At 71.6% G+C, this 15,194-nt stretch carries 18 protein-coding genes and 1 tRNA gene; 4 read left to right on the top strand and 15 right to left on the bottom strand.

From position 1 onward, the window contains the following. Positions 1-139: 139 nt before the first annotated feature. Together ACFXMG_RS35005 and ACFXMG_RS35010 are read right to left on the bottom strand one after the other, a co-directional pair. Positions 140-1,729: an MDR family MFS transporter gene (locus ACFXMG_RS35005; protein ID WP_383814084.1), complete on the bottom strand. Its 1,590-nt coding sequence runs from the start codon at positions 1,727-1,729 to the stop codon at positions 140-142. A gap of 44 nt (positions 1,730-1,773) precedes the next feature. Next, the gene (locus ACFXMG_RS35010) at positions 1,774-2,253 is read right to left on the bottom strand and encodes a MarR family winged helix-turn-helix transcriptional regulator (protein ID WP_383814083.1); all 480 of its coding nucleotides are present in this window, start codon (positions 2,251-2,253) and stop codon (positions 1,774-1,776) included. A gap of 142 nt (positions 2,254-2,395) precedes the next feature. Between ACFXMG_RS35010 and ACFXMG_RS35015 the strand changes: the two genes are divergently transcribed. Beyond that, a complete protein-coding gene (locus tag ACFXMG_RS35015; RefSeq protein WP_383814081.1) occupies positions 2,396-2,644 on the top strand; it encodes a hypothetical protein in 249 nt (82 codons plus the stop codon). Between the two features lie 78 nt (positions 2,645-2,722). Here ACFXMG_RS35015 and ACFXMG_RS35020 read toward each other — a convergent pair whose 3' ends face one another. Next, on the bottom strand, positions 2,723-3,340 hold the full coding sequence (locus ACFXMG_RS35020) for a TetR family transcriptional regulator (RefSeq protein ID WP_383814079.1): 618 nt from the start codon (positions 3,338-3,340) through the stop codon (positions 2,723-2,725). Positions 3,341-3,434: 94 nt separating this feature from the next. Here ACFXMG_RS35020 and ACFXMG_RS35025 point away from each other — a divergent pair, with 94 nt between their 5' ends. After that, positions 3,435-4,382 carry an oxidoreductase gene (locus ACFXMG_RS35025; protein ID WP_383814078.1) on the top strand — a complete coding sequence of 316 codons (948 nt, stop codon included), beginning with the start codon at positions 3,435-3,437 and terminating at the stop codon, positions 4,380-4,382. On the opposite strand, the gene ACFXMG_RS35030 is transcribed toward ACFXMG_RS35025, so the two are convergent. The 9 genes from ACFXMG_RS35030 to ACFXMG_RS35070 form a co-directional block, all read right to left on the bottom strand. Further along, on the bottom strand, positions 4,369-4,668 hold the full coding sequence (locus ACFXMG_RS35030; RefSeq protein ID WP_383814076.1) for a hypothetical protein: 300 nt from the start codon (positions 4,666-4,668) through the stop codon (positions 4,369-4,371). The two genes, ACFXMG_RS35025 and ACFXMG_RS35030, sit on opposite strands and share 14 nt — an antisense overlap. Positions 4,669-5,258: 590 nt before the next feature. After that, a complete protein-coding gene (locus ACFXMG_RS35035) occupies positions 5,259-6,182 on the bottom strand; it encodes an RNA polymerase sigma factor SigF (RefSeq protein WP_383814074.1) in 924 nt (307 codons plus the stop codon). A gap of 236 nt (positions 6,183-6,418) precedes the next feature. After that, a complete protein-coding gene (locus ACFXMG_RS35040) occupies positions 6,419-7,267 on the bottom strand; it encodes an RNA polymerase sigma factor SigF (protein WP_383814072.1) in 849 nt (282 codons plus the stop codon). A gap of 273 nt (positions 7,268-7,540) precedes the next feature. Further along, positions 7,541-7,834 carry a Dabb family protein gene (locus ACFXMG_RS35045; RefSeq protein ID WP_383814070.1) on the bottom strand — a complete coding sequence of 98 codons (294 nt, stop codon included), beginning with the start codon at positions 7,832-7,834 and terminating at the stop codon, positions 7,541-7,543. Between the two features lie 9 nt (positions 7,835-7,843). Further along, complete coding sequence (locus ACFXMG_RS35050) at positions 7,844-8,008, bottom strand: hypothetical protein (RefSeq protein WP_360604463.1); 165 nt, start codon at positions 8,006-8,008, stop codon at positions 7,844-7,846. A gap of 408 nt (positions 8,009-8,416) precedes the next feature. Further along, positions 8,417-8,504: transfer RNA gene (locus tag ACFXMG_RS35055), tRNA-Ser, on the bottom strand. Between the two features lie 66 nt (positions 8,505-8,570). Next, positions 8,571-8,999, bottom strand: a complete 429-nt coding sequence (tadA, locus tag ACFXMG_RS35060; RefSeq protein ID WP_383814544.1) for a tRNA adenosine(34) deaminase TadA — start codon at positions 8,997-8,999, stop codon at positions 8,571-8,573. Between the two features lie 47 nt (positions 9,000-9,046). Next, the gene (locus ACFXMG_RS35065) at positions 9,047-9,589 is read right to left on the bottom strand and encodes a hypothetical protein (protein WP_383814068.1); all 543 of its coding nucleotides are present in this window, start codon (positions 9,587-9,589) and stop codon (positions 9,047-9,049) included. A gap of 206 nt (positions 9,590-9,795) precedes the next feature. Further along, the gene (locus ACFXMG_RS35070) at positions 9,796-10,014 is read right to left on the bottom strand and encodes a hypothetical protein (protein ID WP_383814067.1); all 219 of its coding nucleotides are present in this window, start codon (positions 10,012-10,014) and stop codon (positions 9,796-9,798) included. Between the two features lie 92 nt (positions 10,015-10,106). Here ACFXMG_RS35070 and upp point away from each other — a divergent pair, with 92 nt between their 5' ends. Continuing rightward, a complete protein-coding gene (gene upp / locus ACFXMG_RS35075) occupies positions 10,107-10,742 on the top strand; it encodes a uracil phosphoribosyltransferase (protein ID WP_043224801.1) in 636 nt (211 codons plus the stop codon). 46 nt (positions 10,743-10,788) lie between these two features. Here the strand turns inward: upp and ACFXMG_RS35080 are convergent, their stop codons facing one another. Both ACFXMG_RS35080 and ACFXMG_RS35085 read right to left on the bottom strand, forming a co-directional pair. Next, a complete protein-coding gene (locus tag ACFXMG_RS35080) occupies positions 10,789-11,418 on the bottom strand; it encodes a LytR C-terminal domain-containing protein (protein ID WP_383814065.1) in 630 nt (209 codons plus the stop codon). Between the two features lie 116 nt (positions 11,419-11,534). Then, positions 11,535-11,831 carry a type II toxin-antitoxin system VapB family antitoxin gene (locus tag ACFXMG_RS35085; protein WP_003999914.1) on the bottom strand — a complete coding sequence of 99 codons (297 nt, stop codon included), beginning with the start codon at positions 11,829-11,831 and terminating at the stop codon, positions 11,535-11,537. Positions 11,832-11,927: 96 nt separating this feature from the next. On the opposite strand from ACFXMG_RS35085, the gene ACFXMG_RS35090 reads away from it, so the two are divergent. Beyond that, the gene (locus ACFXMG_RS35090) at positions 11,928-13,514 is read left to right on the top strand and encodes a helicase HerA-like domain-containing protein (RefSeq protein WP_383814063.1); all 1,587 of its coding nucleotides are present in this window, start codon (positions 11,928-11,930) and stop codon (positions 13,512-13,514) included. Positions 13,515-13,525: 11 nt separating this feature from the next. Here the strand turns inward: ACFXMG_RS35090 and ACFXMG_RS35095 are convergent, their stop codons facing one another. Beyond that, positions 13,526-15,079, bottom strand: coding sequence for a M28 family metallopeptidase (locus ACFXMG_RS35095; RefSeq protein WP_383814061.1), 1,554 nt, complete (start codon positions 15,077-15,079; stop codon positions 13,526-13,528). Positions 15,080-15,194 lie beyond the last annotated feature (115 nt).

Here is a 15,194-nt window from a genome sequence, read left to right on the forward strand (position 1 = left end):
TGACGGCGGGAGGCCCCCACATCCTCGGCGCGGGAGCCCCCCCCCGGACATGACGGAGCGGCGGGCCGTCCCCTGCCCGCCGCTCCGCTCGTACCCGGCCGCGCCTCCGCTCGAAAGCGCGGCCGGGAGCATGAGCCCCTTACGAGGCGTCCGCCGTCGTCGTGCTGCTCTTCAGCGCGACCTCCTTGATGAAGAGCGTCACCAGGAAGGCGAGCAGCGCGAACGGCGCCGCGTAGAGGAAGACGTCGCCGACGCCGTGCCCGTACGCGCTCTCGAAGACGGTACGGATCGGGGCGGGCAGCTTGTCCATGTCGGGGATGGCGCCGCCGGTGCCGCCCTGGCCCATCGCCGCCGCGGCCTTCGGGCCGAGCTCCGCCATGCCCTCCTTGACGTAGTCGGTGACCCGGTGGGCCATGACCGCGCCGAGCGCCGAGACGCCGATCGCGCCGCCGAGGGAGCGGAAGAAGGTGACGACGGAGGAGGCGGAGCCCAGGTCGGCGGGGGCGACCTGGTTCTGCGTGCAGAGCACCAAGTTCTGCATCATCATGCCGATGCCCAGGCCGAGGACCGCCATGAAGAGGGCGATGTGCCAGTACGGGGTGTCGTACCGCAGGGTGCCGAGGAGGCCGAGGCCCGCGGAGGCGAGCGCGCCGCCGCTGATCAGCCACGCCTTCCAGCGGCCGGTCTTGGTGATGATCAGGCCGGAGGCCGTCGAGGAGACGAAGAGGCCGGCGATCATCGGGATGGTGAGGACGCCGGACATGGTCGGCGACTCGTTGCGGGCCAGCTGGAAGTACTGGCTGAAGAAGACCGTGCCGGCGAACATCGCGACGCCCACGAAGAGCGAGGCGAGCGAGGCGAGGGTGATGGTCCGGTTGCGGAAGAGGCGCAGCGGGATGATCGGCTCGGACGCCTTGGACTCGACGAGCACGAAGACCGCGGCGAGCAGGACCGATCCGCCGACCATGGCCGCGGTCTGCCAGGACATCCAGTCGTACTTGTCACCCGCGAAGGTGACCCAGACGAGCAGCAGGGAGACGGCGGCGCTGATGAAGAAGGCGCCGGCCCAGTCGACCTTGACCTCGCGCTTCACCACGGGGAGCTTGAGGGTCTTCTGGAGGACGACCAGGGCGATGATCGCGAAGGGCACGCCGACGTAGAAGCACCAGCGCCAGCCGAGCCAGTCGGTGTCGGTGATGACGCCGCCGAGCAGCGGACCGCCGACGGTGGCGGTGGCGAAGACCGCGCCGAGGTAGCCGCTGTAGCGCCCGCGCTCGCGGGGGGCGATCATCGCGGCGAGGATGATCTGGGAGAGGGCGGTGAGACCGCCGACGCCGATGCCCTGGACCACGCGGCAGGCGATGAGCATGCCGGTGGACTGGGAGAGACCGGCGACGATCGAGCCCGCGACGTAGATGGTCAGGGCTATCTGGATGAGCAGCTTCTTGGAGAAGAGGTCGGCCAGCTTGCCCCAGAGCGGGGTGGTGGCGGTCATCGAGAGCAGCGTCGCGGTGACGACCCAGGTGTAGGCGGACTGGCCGCCCTCCAGGTCGGTGATGATCTGCGGGAGGGCGTTGGAGACGATCGTCGAGGACAGGATGGCGACGAACATGCCGAGCAGCAGCCCGGAGAGCGCCTCCATGATCTGACGATGCGTCATCGGAGCGGCGGCGTCTCCGTGTTCGGCCGGGGCGCCCCGCACACCGGAATCGGGTGTGGTCGTAGCCATGAAGTTCCTCTGGTATCGAGCGAGTTCACGCTCGGTCGGCGTGGTCAGACGTGGGTGGCCCGGCAGTCCCCGAAGGAGTCGCGGAGTCGGGCGAGCAGGGTGGTGAGCAGTGCGACGTCGTCGTCGGACCACTCCGCGAGGTAGTGGGTGAAGGCTTCGGTCACCCGGCGGTCGAGCTCGGTGAGCATCGCGGAGCCCTCGGGGGTCAGCCGCAGGATGCGGGAGCGGCCGTCGTCGGGGTCGGGCAGGCGCTCGACCCAGCCGCGGGAGACGGTGTGCGCCACGTGGCGGCTGCACACCGACATGTCCACGGCCATGAGCTCGGACAGGCGGCTCATCCGCATGTCCCCGTGGCGCTTGAGCATGGCGAGCACGGCGGCGGCGCCGCCCTGGCAGTCGCCGGGCAGCACGCGGGCGACGCCGCGCTTCACGGCGCCGATCGCGCTGATGGCGCGGGCGAGGTCCTCGTAGCGGCCGCTCGGTTCCACGGGGACCCCTTCCAACTTGTTGCTTAGGGCAACCATAGAGATGGATGGTTGCTCCAGGCAAACTAAATCGGTCAAACTGCGCTAAAGAATCGGCAAAGCGGAGGCGTGGGGGAGGTCAGGGGGAGGCCGGGCGCCAGGGCTTGGGCCCCTCACCCCGCTTTCGCTAGGGTCCTGGCACATGGCACACAACCCGCAAGCACCGTACGGCCAGGGCGCTCAGGGCCCCCAGGGCGCCCAGGGCCCCGAGGGCTACGACCCCGCCGGCAGCACCCAGATGTTCCGCGCCTTCGTCGACGAGGGCACCCCGCAGCACCACCAGCCGCAGCAGGTCGCGGCCGCGTCGGGCGGCCCGCGCGTCGGCGTGATCGCCGGCGTGATCGCCGCGATCGTGATCGTGGCGGGGGTCGTCTGGCTCGCCGTCTCCTGACCCGCACCGACGAGAAGGGGCCGGTTCCGTACGTGAGTACGGAACCGGCCCCTTTTTCACACCCTTTTTCACACCCTTCTACGGCTCCTGTACGGAGTCGAGCGCCGGGGCCAGCAGCGCGAAGGCGCGGTCGATGAGGGCGAGCGGGTCGGGGGTCCCCTCGTCCTCGCTCCACCGGCGCAGCACCGTGTCGAAGGCGGTCAGCGCCATGCCCGCCGCGAGCGGGGGATAGAGCGAGTCGGCGGGCCCGGGCCGCGCGGCCAGCTCCCCGGCCAGCTCCTCGCGCCAGCCGGCCTGGTGCTCCAGGAAGCGGGCGAGCAGCGCGGGCGTCCGCAGGATCAGCCGGACCACCGGCAGGGTGCGCTCGGCGTGGTCGCCGCAGGCGGCGAGCGGCACGGAGATCGCGGCCAGCAGCGCGGCCGAGGGCGGCTCGGCGGCCGGCCGGGCGGCCAGCTCCGCCCGCATGTCGGCGCCCATCCCGGCGAGGAACTGGACGACGACGTCCTCCTTGGACGCGAAGTAGCGGAAGAAGGTCCGCTTGGAGACGCCGGCGGCGGTCGCGATCTCGTCGACCGTGACGGCGTCGAAGCCCTTGTGCGCGAAGAGCTGGAGCGCGGTCTCGGTCAGCTCGGTCGCGACGAGCTGCCGCTTGCGCTGGGCGAGGGTCGAGGCGCGGGGGCCGGGTGCGGTGCTCACCCGCCGATGCTAACGCGAAAGCCGCGCACGGTGTCGCTGATGGCATCACCCGTCATGTTTGACACCGAGTGACACGCACGGCAATCTGTGTCGCATGAGTCGTACGCGCACGCAGCACTGGACCGCCGACGCCATCCCCGACCTCACCGGCCGGGTCCACGTCGTCACCGGGGCCACCAGCGGCCTCGGCCTCGCGACCACCCGCGCCCTCGCCCAGCGGGGCGGCCGGGTGGTCCTCGCCGTCCGGGACGAGGAGAAGGGGCGGCGCACCGTCGCCGCCCTCACCGCCGAGGGGATCGCTCCGGAGCTCCTGACCGTCCGCCGGATCGACCTCGCCGACCTCGACTCGGTGCGTGCCTTCGCCGAGGACCTGCGCGCCGACCACCCGCGCCTGGACGTGCTCGTCAACAACGCGGGCGTGATGGGCCCGCCCCGCACGCTCAGCGCCCAGGGCCACGAGCTCCAGTTCGCCGCCAACCACCTCGGCCACTTCGCCCTCACCGGACTGCTCCTCGACCGCCTGCCGGCGGGCGGCCGGGTCGTCACGGTGAGCTCGCTGGTGCACCGGCAGGGCGTGCTGCGCCTCGACGACCCCGCCGCCCTCGCGGGCGAGCACGGCTACGCCCCGATGGCCTTCTACAACCAGTCGAAGCTGGCCAACGCGGTCTTCGGCCACGAGCTGCACCGCCGGCTCACCGCCGCCGGCAGCCCGGTCCGCAGCGTCCTCGCGCACCCCGGCTACACCGCGACCAGCCTCCAGACCCGCGACGCCACGGGCTTCACCCGCTTCTTCTACGGCCGGATCGGCAACCCGCTCCTCGCCCAGCGCCCGGAGCGCGGCGCCCTCTCCCAGCTGTACGCGGCGACCGCCCCGGACGCGGCGGGCGGCGACTTCATCGGCCCGGACGGCCCCGGCGAACTGCGCGGCTCCCCGACCCGGGTGAAGCCCTCGGCGGTGGCCGCCGACCCGGAGACGGGCCGCCGTCTCTGGGACCTCTCCGAGGAGCTCACCGGCGTCCGGTACGGGCTCACCGCGAGCTAGCGGTCACCTCGCGGGTGTCGACGCGCATGCCGAGCGGCACCCGCCAGGACTCCACGCAGACCGTGTACGTGTGGGTCCGCGCCGCCCCGGCGGCGATCGGGCCCGGCAGCGGCTGACTGGTGGTGACCGTGCCCCAGTCGATGCCGAGCGCGCCGATGACGTGGGTGGCGAAGGTGGCGGTGCCGGAGGCGGCGGGGGAGCCCCCGGTGTTCCGGAAGGTGACGGTGACCTTCTCGCACCAGCGCCGCTCGCCGTCGGCGGTGACCGGTACGGAGACCGTGAGCACGGCGGGGCCGGGCGGGGGCGGGGTGGTGGTGACGCTCGGCCGGGGCGCGGGGGTGGTGGGCGCCGGCGTCGGACCGGGCGTGCGGGGAGGGGTCGTGGTCGTCGTCGGGCTCGCGGAGGAGCCACCGGAGGGACTGCCGGACGGCGCCCCCGACTCCGTACGCCCTCCGGAACCGCCGGCCTGCCCCGAACCGGTACCGGTTCCCGAGCCCGTGCCCGTACCCGTACGCACATCACGTGAGGGCGAAGCCGAAGCCGAAGGTGACGACGAAGACGAAGCCGAACCGCCCGGCGGGGATTCCAGGGCTGGGGCCGGGGGTGGGGAGGAGGTGCTGGAGGTGGTGCCGCTCACCGTGGGGCTGTCCAGCGGGACCAGGGTGACCGCGCCCGAGGGGGCGACCGCGCCGCCGGGCGAGGGGCCGGCGCCGACCGCCGCGAACCCCTCGTCGTCTCCTCCGCCTCCGCACGCGGTGAGCGCTCCGCCGAGGCAGAGCGCCACCGCCACGAGTACCGGCTGCTTCCTGCGCCTCATGCGCCCCAGTGTGACTGACGGAGCGTCAACAAGGGGCGCGTTTGCGGAAGTCGCGGACGTCAGTCGGAGATCAGGCCCTCGCGGAGCTGCGCGAGCGTGCGGGTGAGCAGCCGCGAGACGTGCATCTGGGAGATGCCGACCTCCTCGCCGATCTGCGACTGGGTCATGTTCGCGAAGAAGCGGAGCATGATGATCTGCCGCTCCCGGGGCGGGAGTTTGGCGAGCAGAGGCTTGAGCGACTCGCGGTACTCGACGCCCTCCAGGGCCGTGTCCTCGTAGCCGAGGCGGTCCGCGAGGGAGCCCTCGCCGCCGTCGTCCTCCGGGGAGGGCGAGTCGAGCGAGGAGGCCGTGTACGCGTTGCCCACCGCGAGGCCGTCGACGACGTCCTCCTCCGACACCCCCAGCACGGCGGCGAGTTCGGGCACGGTCGGTGAGCGGTCGAGCTTCTGCGCGAGCTCGTCGCTGGCCTTGGTGAGCGCGAGCCGCAGCTCCTGGAGCCGGCGCGGCACCCGCACCGACCACGAGGTGTCGCGGAAGAAGCGCTTGATCTCGCCGACCACGGTGGGCATCGCGAACGTCGGGAACTCCACGCCCCGTTCGCAGTCGAAGCGGTCGATCGCCTTGATCAGGCCGATGGTGCCGACCTGGACGATGTCCTCCATCGGCTCGTTGCGCGAGCGGAAGCGGGCCGCCGCGTACCGCACGAGCGGGAGGTTCAGCTCGATGAGGGTGTCGCGGACGTAGGTCCGCTCCGGGCTGTCGGACGCGGCTCCCTCGGTGTCGAGGGCGCGCAGCCGCAGGAACAGGGAGCGGGAGAGGGTGCGGGTGTCGAGGGCTTCCGGGGCGACGGTGGGGGCCGGGGCGGGGAGCGCCCCGCTGTCGGCCGCCGTCGTCGCCGTCGTCTGCGTGGGTACGGGCTCGGGCACGAGGACCGGAACGGGCGTGAGCGTGAGCACCTTCGAGCTGCCCTGATCTGCGGACATGCCACCCCCTAGAGGTCGCGGACGGTCGCGGTGGGCCGCGACCATCGGAGGAACGCAGCTTCCACCTGAATACCGGCCGTGGGGCTGCGGCAAACGCGTCCCCAGCAGAATGTCACATGTCGGCAACACGCTGTAGTGACTTGTCGACAAGGAGAGGGCGCATATCCGCAGGAAACAAGGGGTGTACGGCAATTGGGGCGCCGTTGAACTGCTCCGAACCGGTCTACCCGTTCCGGTTACGCCTCGATCTTGTTTGCGGATCTCAACCGGGCGAAGCTGCGGGCGAGGAGCCTTGACACGTGCATCTGCGAGACCCCGAGCTCCTGACTGATCTGAGACTGCGTCAAATTGCTGTAGTAGCGCAGCATCAGGATCCGCTGCTCCCGCTCGGGCAGTTGGACGAGCAGGTGCCGGACCAGGTCGCGGTGCTCGACGCCGGCCAGCGCCGGGTCCTCGTAACCGAGCCGGTCGAGCAGTCCGGGCAGCCCGTCGCCCTCCTGCGCCGCCTCCAGGGAGGTGGCGTGGTACGACCGTCCGGCCTCGATGCAGGCGAGCACCTCGTCCTCGCCGATCCGCAGCCGCTCGGCGATCTCGGCGGTGGTGGGGGAGCGCCCGTGGGCGGTCGTCAGGTCCTCGGTGGCGCCGTTCACCTGTACCCACAGCTCGTGCAGCCGGCGGGGCACGTGCACGGTGCGGACGTTGTCGCGGAAGTACCGCTTGATCTCGCCGACCACGGTGGGCATCGCGAAGGTCGGGAACTGCACGCCCCGCTCCGGGTCGAAGCGGTCGATCGCGTTGATCAGGCCGATCGTGCCGACCTGGACGACGTCCTCCATCGGCTCGTTGCGCGAGCGGAAGCGGGCCGCCGCGTACCGCACGAGCGGCAGGTTGGCCTCGATGAGCGCCCCGCGCACCCGGTCGTGCTCGGGGGTGCCCGGCTCCAGGTCCTTGAGCTGTCCGAAGAGCACCTGGGTGAGCGCCCGGGTGTCGGCGCCGCGGGTGCTCCGGTCCCGGGGGCGGGGGGTGTCCGCGGCTGCGCCCCCCTCGTGCTGGGGCGGGACCTGAGGCGCTGTACTGGCCGGCACGTTCACGCCACCCCTTTGGCTCGTGTAGCTGGTCGACTGGGTCAACTGCGGCAGACGGTCAAACGGTCAAACGGTCACATGAGGTCGGTCGATTCATCCATCAAAAGCGGTCATAGCATCACAAGACATGTCCACTGTGTGCAAGCACCGCATAACCACGTGTTGAAGGCATGGTGGACGAAAAAGCGGAGGCCAGAGGCGCGCGGGGCGGAAACGCGCGAGACCCCCCGCCCGTACGGCGGGGGGTCTCGGGGGCGTGGGAGGGCGCGGGCCCTAGAAGGGGTAGTCGGCGATCACCCAGGTGGAGAACTCGCGCCACAGCCCCACTCCGGCCTGGTGCGCCGGGTGGTCGAGGTACCGCTGGAGCGCCTCCGGGTCCTCCACGGCCGAGTTGATCGCGAAGTCGTAGGCGATCGGCCGGTCCGATACGTTCCAGTCGCACTCCCAGAACCGCAGCTCGGGAATCTGCCCGCCGAGCGCGCGGAACGCCTCGACACCGGCGACGACGCGCGGCTCGTCGCGCTCGACGCCCTCGTTGAGCTTGAAGAGGACCAGATGGCGGATCACGGAGGGCTCCTAGTTGATGAGTTCGGTCATGAACTCTCCGACACCCTTGGCGGCGCTGGAAAGGCCCTCGAAGCCTATCTGGACCAGCTCGGCGGACCGGTCCGGGGCGGTGATGATCGCGTACAGCACGAAGACCCCGAACGCGTAGACCGCGACTTTCCTCGCCTGGGACATCAGCCCCTCCCCTCCCCGTACCGTGACCCCGCCTCGGCGGTGGCCCACTCTAACCGAGCCTTTATGGACCAAGGGCCCGGCGTTCGGGGTCTTTCGCCGTCCCCCGGACGGGTGCCGGGGGAGCAGGATGGATGTCGAGCCCGGCGGATCTGGCAGGAATCCGCGGGGCACATGGAACCGGCCCGCACTGCGGGGTCCGCGCCGCGAGCTTCCCCCCTGACTGCGGCGCAGGACTTGTCGGACCGGTTCTCATCGGGGGGAGCGGCTTGTCCCCCCGATGCCGCTCCCCCCGTCCTCTTCACAGGACGCGTGAGGGCCCCGGTGGTGCGCCGGGGCCCTCACGCGTATCCCTGCTCTCTTCGCCGGGGGAACGCCGAAGGCCCGGTGCGATGCACCGGGCCTTCGATCTGGCGGTAGCGGAGGGATTTGAACCCTCGGTGACTTGCGCCACACTCGCTTTCGAGGCGAGCTCCTTCGGCCGCTCGGACACGCTACCGAGAGAGAGCTTAGCCCAATCCGGCCCAGCGAAGAAATCCGTATCCCCGCGCAGGTCGGAGCGGGGTCAGCGGGTGCGGAAGAAGGCGGTGAGCTGCTCCGCGCACTCCTCGCCGAGGACGCCCCGGACGACCTCGGGGCGGTGGTTGAGGCGGCGGTCGCGGACGAGGTCCCAGAGCGAGCCGGCGGCGCCCGCCTTCTCGTCGTCGGCGCCGTAGACGACCCGCTCGACCCGGGACTGCACCAGGGCGCCCGCGCACATCACACAGGGCTCCAGGGTCACCACGAGGGTGCAGCCGGTCAGCCGCCACTCGCCGGTGGCGGCGGCGGCCCGGCGCAGCGCCAGGACCTCCGCGTGGGCGGTCGGATCGCCCGTCGCCTCCCGCTCGTTGCGGCCCAGGGACAGGATCTCGCCGGAAGGGGAGAGCACGACCGCGCCGACCGGTACGTCACCGGCCGGCACGGCCGCGGCGGCCTCGGCGAGGGCGAGGCGCATGGCGTCCCGCCAGGGGTCCGGCACGGGGCCGGGCACTGCGGGCGGCACTAGCGGACGGCCTCCAGGATGTCGGAGGCGCCGATGGCGTCGGCGATCTCCCCGAGGGCGTCCTCGGTCAGTCCGAGCAGGGTCCGCTCCGGCATGCCGAGGTCGGCGAGGATCCGGCCCTCGCCGAGCGGACCGGCGGGCGCGATGCCGGCGCTGCCGGCGGAGGCGTCCGCCTCCTCGTCCTCCCCGGTCACGGGCTCCGGCTCACCGTCCTCGGTGCCGTCCAGGTCCGCGAGCGAGTCGAGCTCGCTGTCCGGGTCGTCGTCGCCGAGCAGTTCCGAGGTGAGGATCTCCCCGTACGAGGAGCGGGCCGCGGCCGCCGCGTGGGAGACGTAGACCCGGGGGTCGTCCTCTCCGTCGACGCGGACGATGCCGAACCACGCGTCCTCCTGCTCGATGAAGACGAGGACGGTCTCCCCCTCGTCGGCCGCCGCCTCACGGGCCAGATCGGCCAGGTCCGCCAGCGTCTCCACGTCGTCGAGCTCCGTATCGCTCGCTTCCCACCCGTCTTCGGTGCGCGCGAGCAGTGCGGCGAAGTACACCTGACTCTCCCACTGATCAGAGGTGTGATGATCCGGCGGCGCGCTCCTGAGCCCCGCCCAATCGGCATCGTGACAGAAACGACGGCCCGAGGAGAGGTCTTCGGCTCTTGCGTCGTGCATCAGTCTGAACCACACCGCGTTCGGGCGGGCGTGCGACCCCGGCGCACGAAGGGGGCGCATCAGCCGTGGCCAGGGCCCCGCGGGCCTCACCAACGGAAGGTGCGCATGCGCATGGCCTGTCTCATCCGGGCCGCCCGGGCGCGCCGCGGCTGGACGCGGTCGCGCAGCGCCTTCGCCTCGCCGAGCTCACGGAGGAACTGGGCGCGGCGCCTGCGGCGCTCCGCGTCGGTCTCCGGCTGTGTCTCCGGCGTCCGGGCCTCCGTGTCGGCGCCGGTCGGGCCGGATGTGTTCTTCGGGTCGGGCATCGGCCACACCACCCCATCGCTGGGTCCCTGTGCTCCCACCTTGCCGCAGCGGCGTGGGTCGGTGCCAGTGCGCGGCGGGCTACTGTTGGGTCATGCGTCTCCACGTCGTCGATCACCCGCTGGTCGCCCACAAGCTCACCACGCTGCGCGACAAGCGCACGGACTCCCCGACCTTCCGCCGGCTCGCCGACGAGCTGGTCACCCTGCTCGCCTACGAGGCGACGCGGGACGTGCGGACCGAGCGGGTCGACATCGAGACCCCCGTGACGCCGACGACCGGCGTGAAGCTGTCGTACCCGCGTCCGCTGGTGGTCCCGATCCTGCGCGCCGGGCTCGGCATGCTCGACGGCATGGTGCGGCTTCTCCCGACGGCCGAGGTCGGCTTCCTGGGCATGATCCGCAACGAGGAGACGCTGGAGGCGTCCACGTACGCCACCCGGATGCCGGAGGACCTGTCCGGCCGCCAGGTGTACGTGCTCGACCCGATGCTGGCGACCGGCGGCACGCTGGTCGCGGCGATCCAGGAGCTGATCCGGCGCGGCGCGGACGACGTGACGGCCGTGGTGCTGCTGGCCGCCCCGGAGGGCGTCGCGGTGATGGAGCGCGAGCTCGCGGGCACGCCGGTGACGGTCGTGACGGCCTCGGTCGACGAGCGGCTCAACGAGCACGGCTACATCGTCCCGGGCCTGGGCGACGCGGGCGACCGCATGTACGGCACCGCCGAGTAGGAGCCGGTGCCGGCCAGCGCCCCCGCTCAAAAGCACGCCGGGGCGCTCAGCAGCGGGCCGGGGCGGGCTTGGGCTGGTTGAGGGCCACCAGCGCCGCGTCCGCCGTCGCCTTGGGCGACAGGGCCTTGAAGGCCGTACCGATGATGAGGTCGACGTCCGCCGTGGTGCGGGCGTCGACCTTCGTCGTGGCGCCCGCGAGCTGGGTGCCGAGGACGGCGAAGGCGCCCTTGGTGGCGGTCGGGGCGCCGAGCAGCAGTCCGGCGCCGGGGACCTTCTTGTCCAGGGCGGCGGGGGCGTTCCCGATCTTGCCGATGGCGAAGCCGCGCTTCTTCAGCTCGTCGGCGGTGGCCTTGGCGAGCCCCTTGCGCGGGGTCGCGTTGTAGACGTTCACCGTGACCTGGGCGGGCTTCGGCGGCTTGGCGGCCGCGGCGGCGCTCGGGGTGGGCGCGGGCTTGCAGTCGGCCTGCTTGCCCGCGGTGGTCTTCCGGTTGTCGTCGCCGCCGGAGAAGACGTCGACGAGCTGGAGCGTGCCCCAGCCGGCCGCGCCGAGCACGACCACGGCGGCGGCGGAGGCGAGGACGATCCTGCGCCGGCGGTGGGGGCGGCGCATGCGCGGGTAGACATCCCCCGTGATGCGGTACTTTCCGCCCATGCCGGGGGGAGTGAGCATGCTCATGGGCGCAGCGTAATGCCGCCCGTGCGCGATGCCTACTTGATGATCATGTGATCGCGTCCGGATGGGCGCGAACTGCCCCCGAAAGGATCAGCCTGCGTCGCCCTCCCGGGGCGCGGTCAGTCCAGTTCGAGCACGCGGGCGTGGAGCACCTGGCGCTGCTGGAGCGCGGCGCGGACGGCCCGGTGCAGTCCGTCCTCGAGGTACAGGTCGCCCTGCCACTTCACGACGTGCGCGAAGAGGTCGCCGTAGAAGGTGGAGTCCTCGGCGAGCAGGGTCTCCAGGTCCAGCTGGCCCTTGGTGGTGACGAGCTGGTCGAGGCGGACCGGGCGCGGGGCGACGTCCGCCCACTGCCGGGTGCTTTCCCGGCCGTGGTCGGGATACGGCCGGCCGTTTCCGATGCGCTTGAAGATCACACGGAAAGCCTACCGGGCGAGCGGCTCCCGGCGCAGCCACGCGGAACCGATGGGATGCTGGTGCAGACCATGACATGAGGGACATTGGGGTGCCGCATGAGCGAGTCGGAGCAGCAGCCGGCCGGGCCGGTCGCGGAGATCTCCGCCGGTTACGCCTTCGAGGGCCCCGCGCTCGATCTGGGCGCGGTGCTGTGGGACGGGGTCTGTCACCCGGACGCGCGGGTACGGATCCCGCTGCCCGTCCTCAACCGGCACGGCCTCGTCGCGGGCGCCACCGGCACCGGCAAGACCAAGACCCTCCAGCTGATCGCCGAGCAGCTCTCCGCGCAGGGCGTCCCGGTCTTCCTCGCCGACATCAAGGGCGACGTCTCCGGCATCTCGGCCCCCGGCGAGGACGGCGAGAGGGTACGGGAGCGGGCCGCGCAGGTCGGCCAGGAGTGGACGCCCACCGGCTTCCCCTGCGAGTTCTACGGCCTCGGCGGCATCGGCCCCGGCATCCCGGTCCGCGCCACCGTCACCAGCTTCGGCCCGGTGCTGCTCTCCAAGGTGCTCCAGCTGAACCGGACGCAGGAGCAGTCCCTCGGCCTGATCTTCCACTACGCCGACTCCAAGGGCCTGGAGCTGGTGGACCTGAAGGACCTGCGGGCGGTGGTCGCCTTCCTCGTCTCGGACGTCGGCAAGCCCGAACTGAAGGGGATCGGCGGGCTGTCGACGGTGACCGCCGGGGTGATCCTGCGGGCGCTGACCGCCTTCGAGCAGCAGGGCGCGGGCGGCTTCTTCGGGGAGCCGGAGTTCGACACCTCGGAGTTCCTGCGGACGGACGGCGAGGGGCGGGGCGTCGTCTCGGTCCTGGAGCTGCCCTCCGTACAGGAGCGGCCGCAGCTCTTCTCGACGTTCCTGATGTGGATGCTCGCGGACCTCTTCAACGACCTGCCGGAGGTCGGCGACCTGGAGAAGCCGAAGCTGGTCTTCTTCTTCGATGAGGCCCACCTCCTCTTCAAGGGGGCGTCGAAGGCGTTCCTGGAGTCGATCACGCAGACGGTGCGGCTGATCCGCTCCAAGGGCGTCGGCGTTTTTTTCGTGACCCAGACCCCGAAGGACGTGCCGGCGGACGTCCTCGCCCAGCTCGGCAACCGGGTGCAGCACGCGCTGCGCGCCTTCACCCCGGACGACGCCAAGGCCCTGAAGGCGACGGTGCGGACCTTCCCGGAGTCGGCGTACGACCTGGAGGAGGTGCTGACCGCGCTCGGTACGGGCGAGGCGGTGGTCACCGTACTGAGCGAGCGGGGCGCCCCGACCCCGGTGGCGGCGACCCGGCTGCGGGCGCCGGAGTCGCTGATGGGCCCGATCGACGCCGCCGCGCTGGAGGCGGCGGTCAAGGGCTCGCCGCTCTTCGGCCGGTACGCGCAGGCGGTGGACCGGGAGTCGGCGTACGAGCGCCTGTCGGCGGACGAGGCGGCGCGCGCGGCGGAGGCGGCGGAGGCGGCCGAGGCGGCGGCCCGCGCGCGGCAGGAGAAGGCCGCGGCGGGAACGGGACGAGCGAGGGCCCCCAAGGAGGAGCCCTCGCTCGTCGAGCAGGTCGTCGGCAGCGGGATGTTCACGTCCCTCGCCCGGTCGATCGGCACCCAGCTGGGCCGGGAGATCAGCCGCTCGATCTTCGGGACGGCCCGCCGCAGGCGCTGACCGGAGGCTGGTTACTCGGTGACCTCGTGGTGGTCGTCGTGCAGGCCGCCGCCGCTGCCCGCGTCGCCGTCGGTCGGGACGGTGACGACCGGCTTGCGCAGCGAGGAGAGGTCGTGGGCGTAGGTGCCCACGGCGTTGGCGATGATGTCGATGTTGGCGTCGAACGCCTCGTGGTTGACGTTCTTGATGTCGTCGCCCTTGGCGTGGTAGTTCACGTCGTAGGCGACACCGGCCTCACCGCCGAACTTGGCGGCCTGCGCGGCGGTCTTGATGCCCTCGGCGCCGGTGAAGGTGCCGCCGGAGGGGATGCCGACCTCGATGAACGGGCCGTAGTCGGAGCGGCCGGTGAAGTCGGTGCCCTCGCGCGGGAGCCCGCGCTTGTCCATGAAGTCGTTGATGTCGCGCTCCAGCTGCGCGGAGCCCTCCGGGCCGGCGCCAGCGCCGACGCCGTCCGAGTTGTCGCCGTCGTACACGAACAGGCCGTAGTTCGGCGAGGCGATCATGTCGAAGTTGAGGTAGAGCTTGATCTCCTTCTTGTCGAGCTCCGTCAGGTTCGCGACGTAGTGCTCGGAGCCGAGGAGGCCGTTCTCCTCCGCGGACCACCAGGCGAAGCGGACCTTGTTGCGGACCTTGTCCTTCGACTCGGCGAGCTCCAGGGCGGCCTGGAGGAGACCGGCGGAGCCGGAGCCGTTGTCGTTGATGCCGGGTCCCGCGGTGACGGAGTCGAGGTGCGAGCCGAGCATCACGGTGTTGGCGGCGTTGCCGCCCTTGGTCTCCGCGATGACGTTGTTGGTGGTGCGCTTCTGCTGGAGCTCGCGGATCTCGAAGGAGAGGTTCACCGGGCCCTTGGCGAGGTCGGCGACGAGCTGCTCGCCCTCGGCCAGGGTGATGCCGCCGGTCGGGACCGCGCCGGCGGCCACGTCGCCGAGGGTGCCGGAGAGGACGCCCGCGACGTTGTTGTAGACGATCGCGCCGGCCGCGCCGGCCGCGCCCGCGTTCTGCTGCTTGATCGCGAAGCTGCATCCGCCGCGCTTGATCAGGGCGATCTTGCCGGTGAAGGTGCCGGAGGCGAAGTCGCCCGGCTCGCAGCCGGTGGTGCCGTCGGCGTCGACCGGGACGGCGGCCAGCCCGGCGGTGATGCCGCCGACCGGGGTGGACTTGGTGTACGTCATCGCCTCGATGGCGAGCGCGCGGGGCGCGGCGCCGAGGACGGACGCCTTCTCGGCGAGGGTCTCGGTGTACATGAAGTCGAACTTCTCGTACGAGACGTTGTAGCCGGCCTTCTTGAGCTGCGTGTACACGTACGCGGCCGAGGCGTCGTGACCGAGGGTGCCCGCCGCGCGGTGACCGCCGGCGGAGTCGGCTATCGCCTGGAACTTCTGCAGGTGCTTGAAGGCGTCCTTGCCCGTGGTCTCCCGGACCAGCTTCTTCGACAGCTTCGCGGCGTCCCGGGCGGGCGCGGCGCCGGGGTCCTTGACGGCGGTGGCCGGCGAGGCGAGGACCAGGGGGGTGGCGAGGGCCGCCGCGGCGAGGATGGCCGCGGTACGACGCTGCGTTGCGTTCACAGAAGTCCTTCCCGATGGGGATGAGGTTGAGGGGAAGTTAGCCACCGTGAGGGTGTTCTGTGAACACGTTCGGCGCAATTCATGTCACCTTGAACAGGATTGACATCTGGAATTC

Source organism: Streptomyces sp. NPDC059201, assembly GCF_042754585.1.
GTDB lineage: Bacteria > Actinomycetota > Actinomycetes > Streptomycetales > Streptomycetaceae > Streptomyces.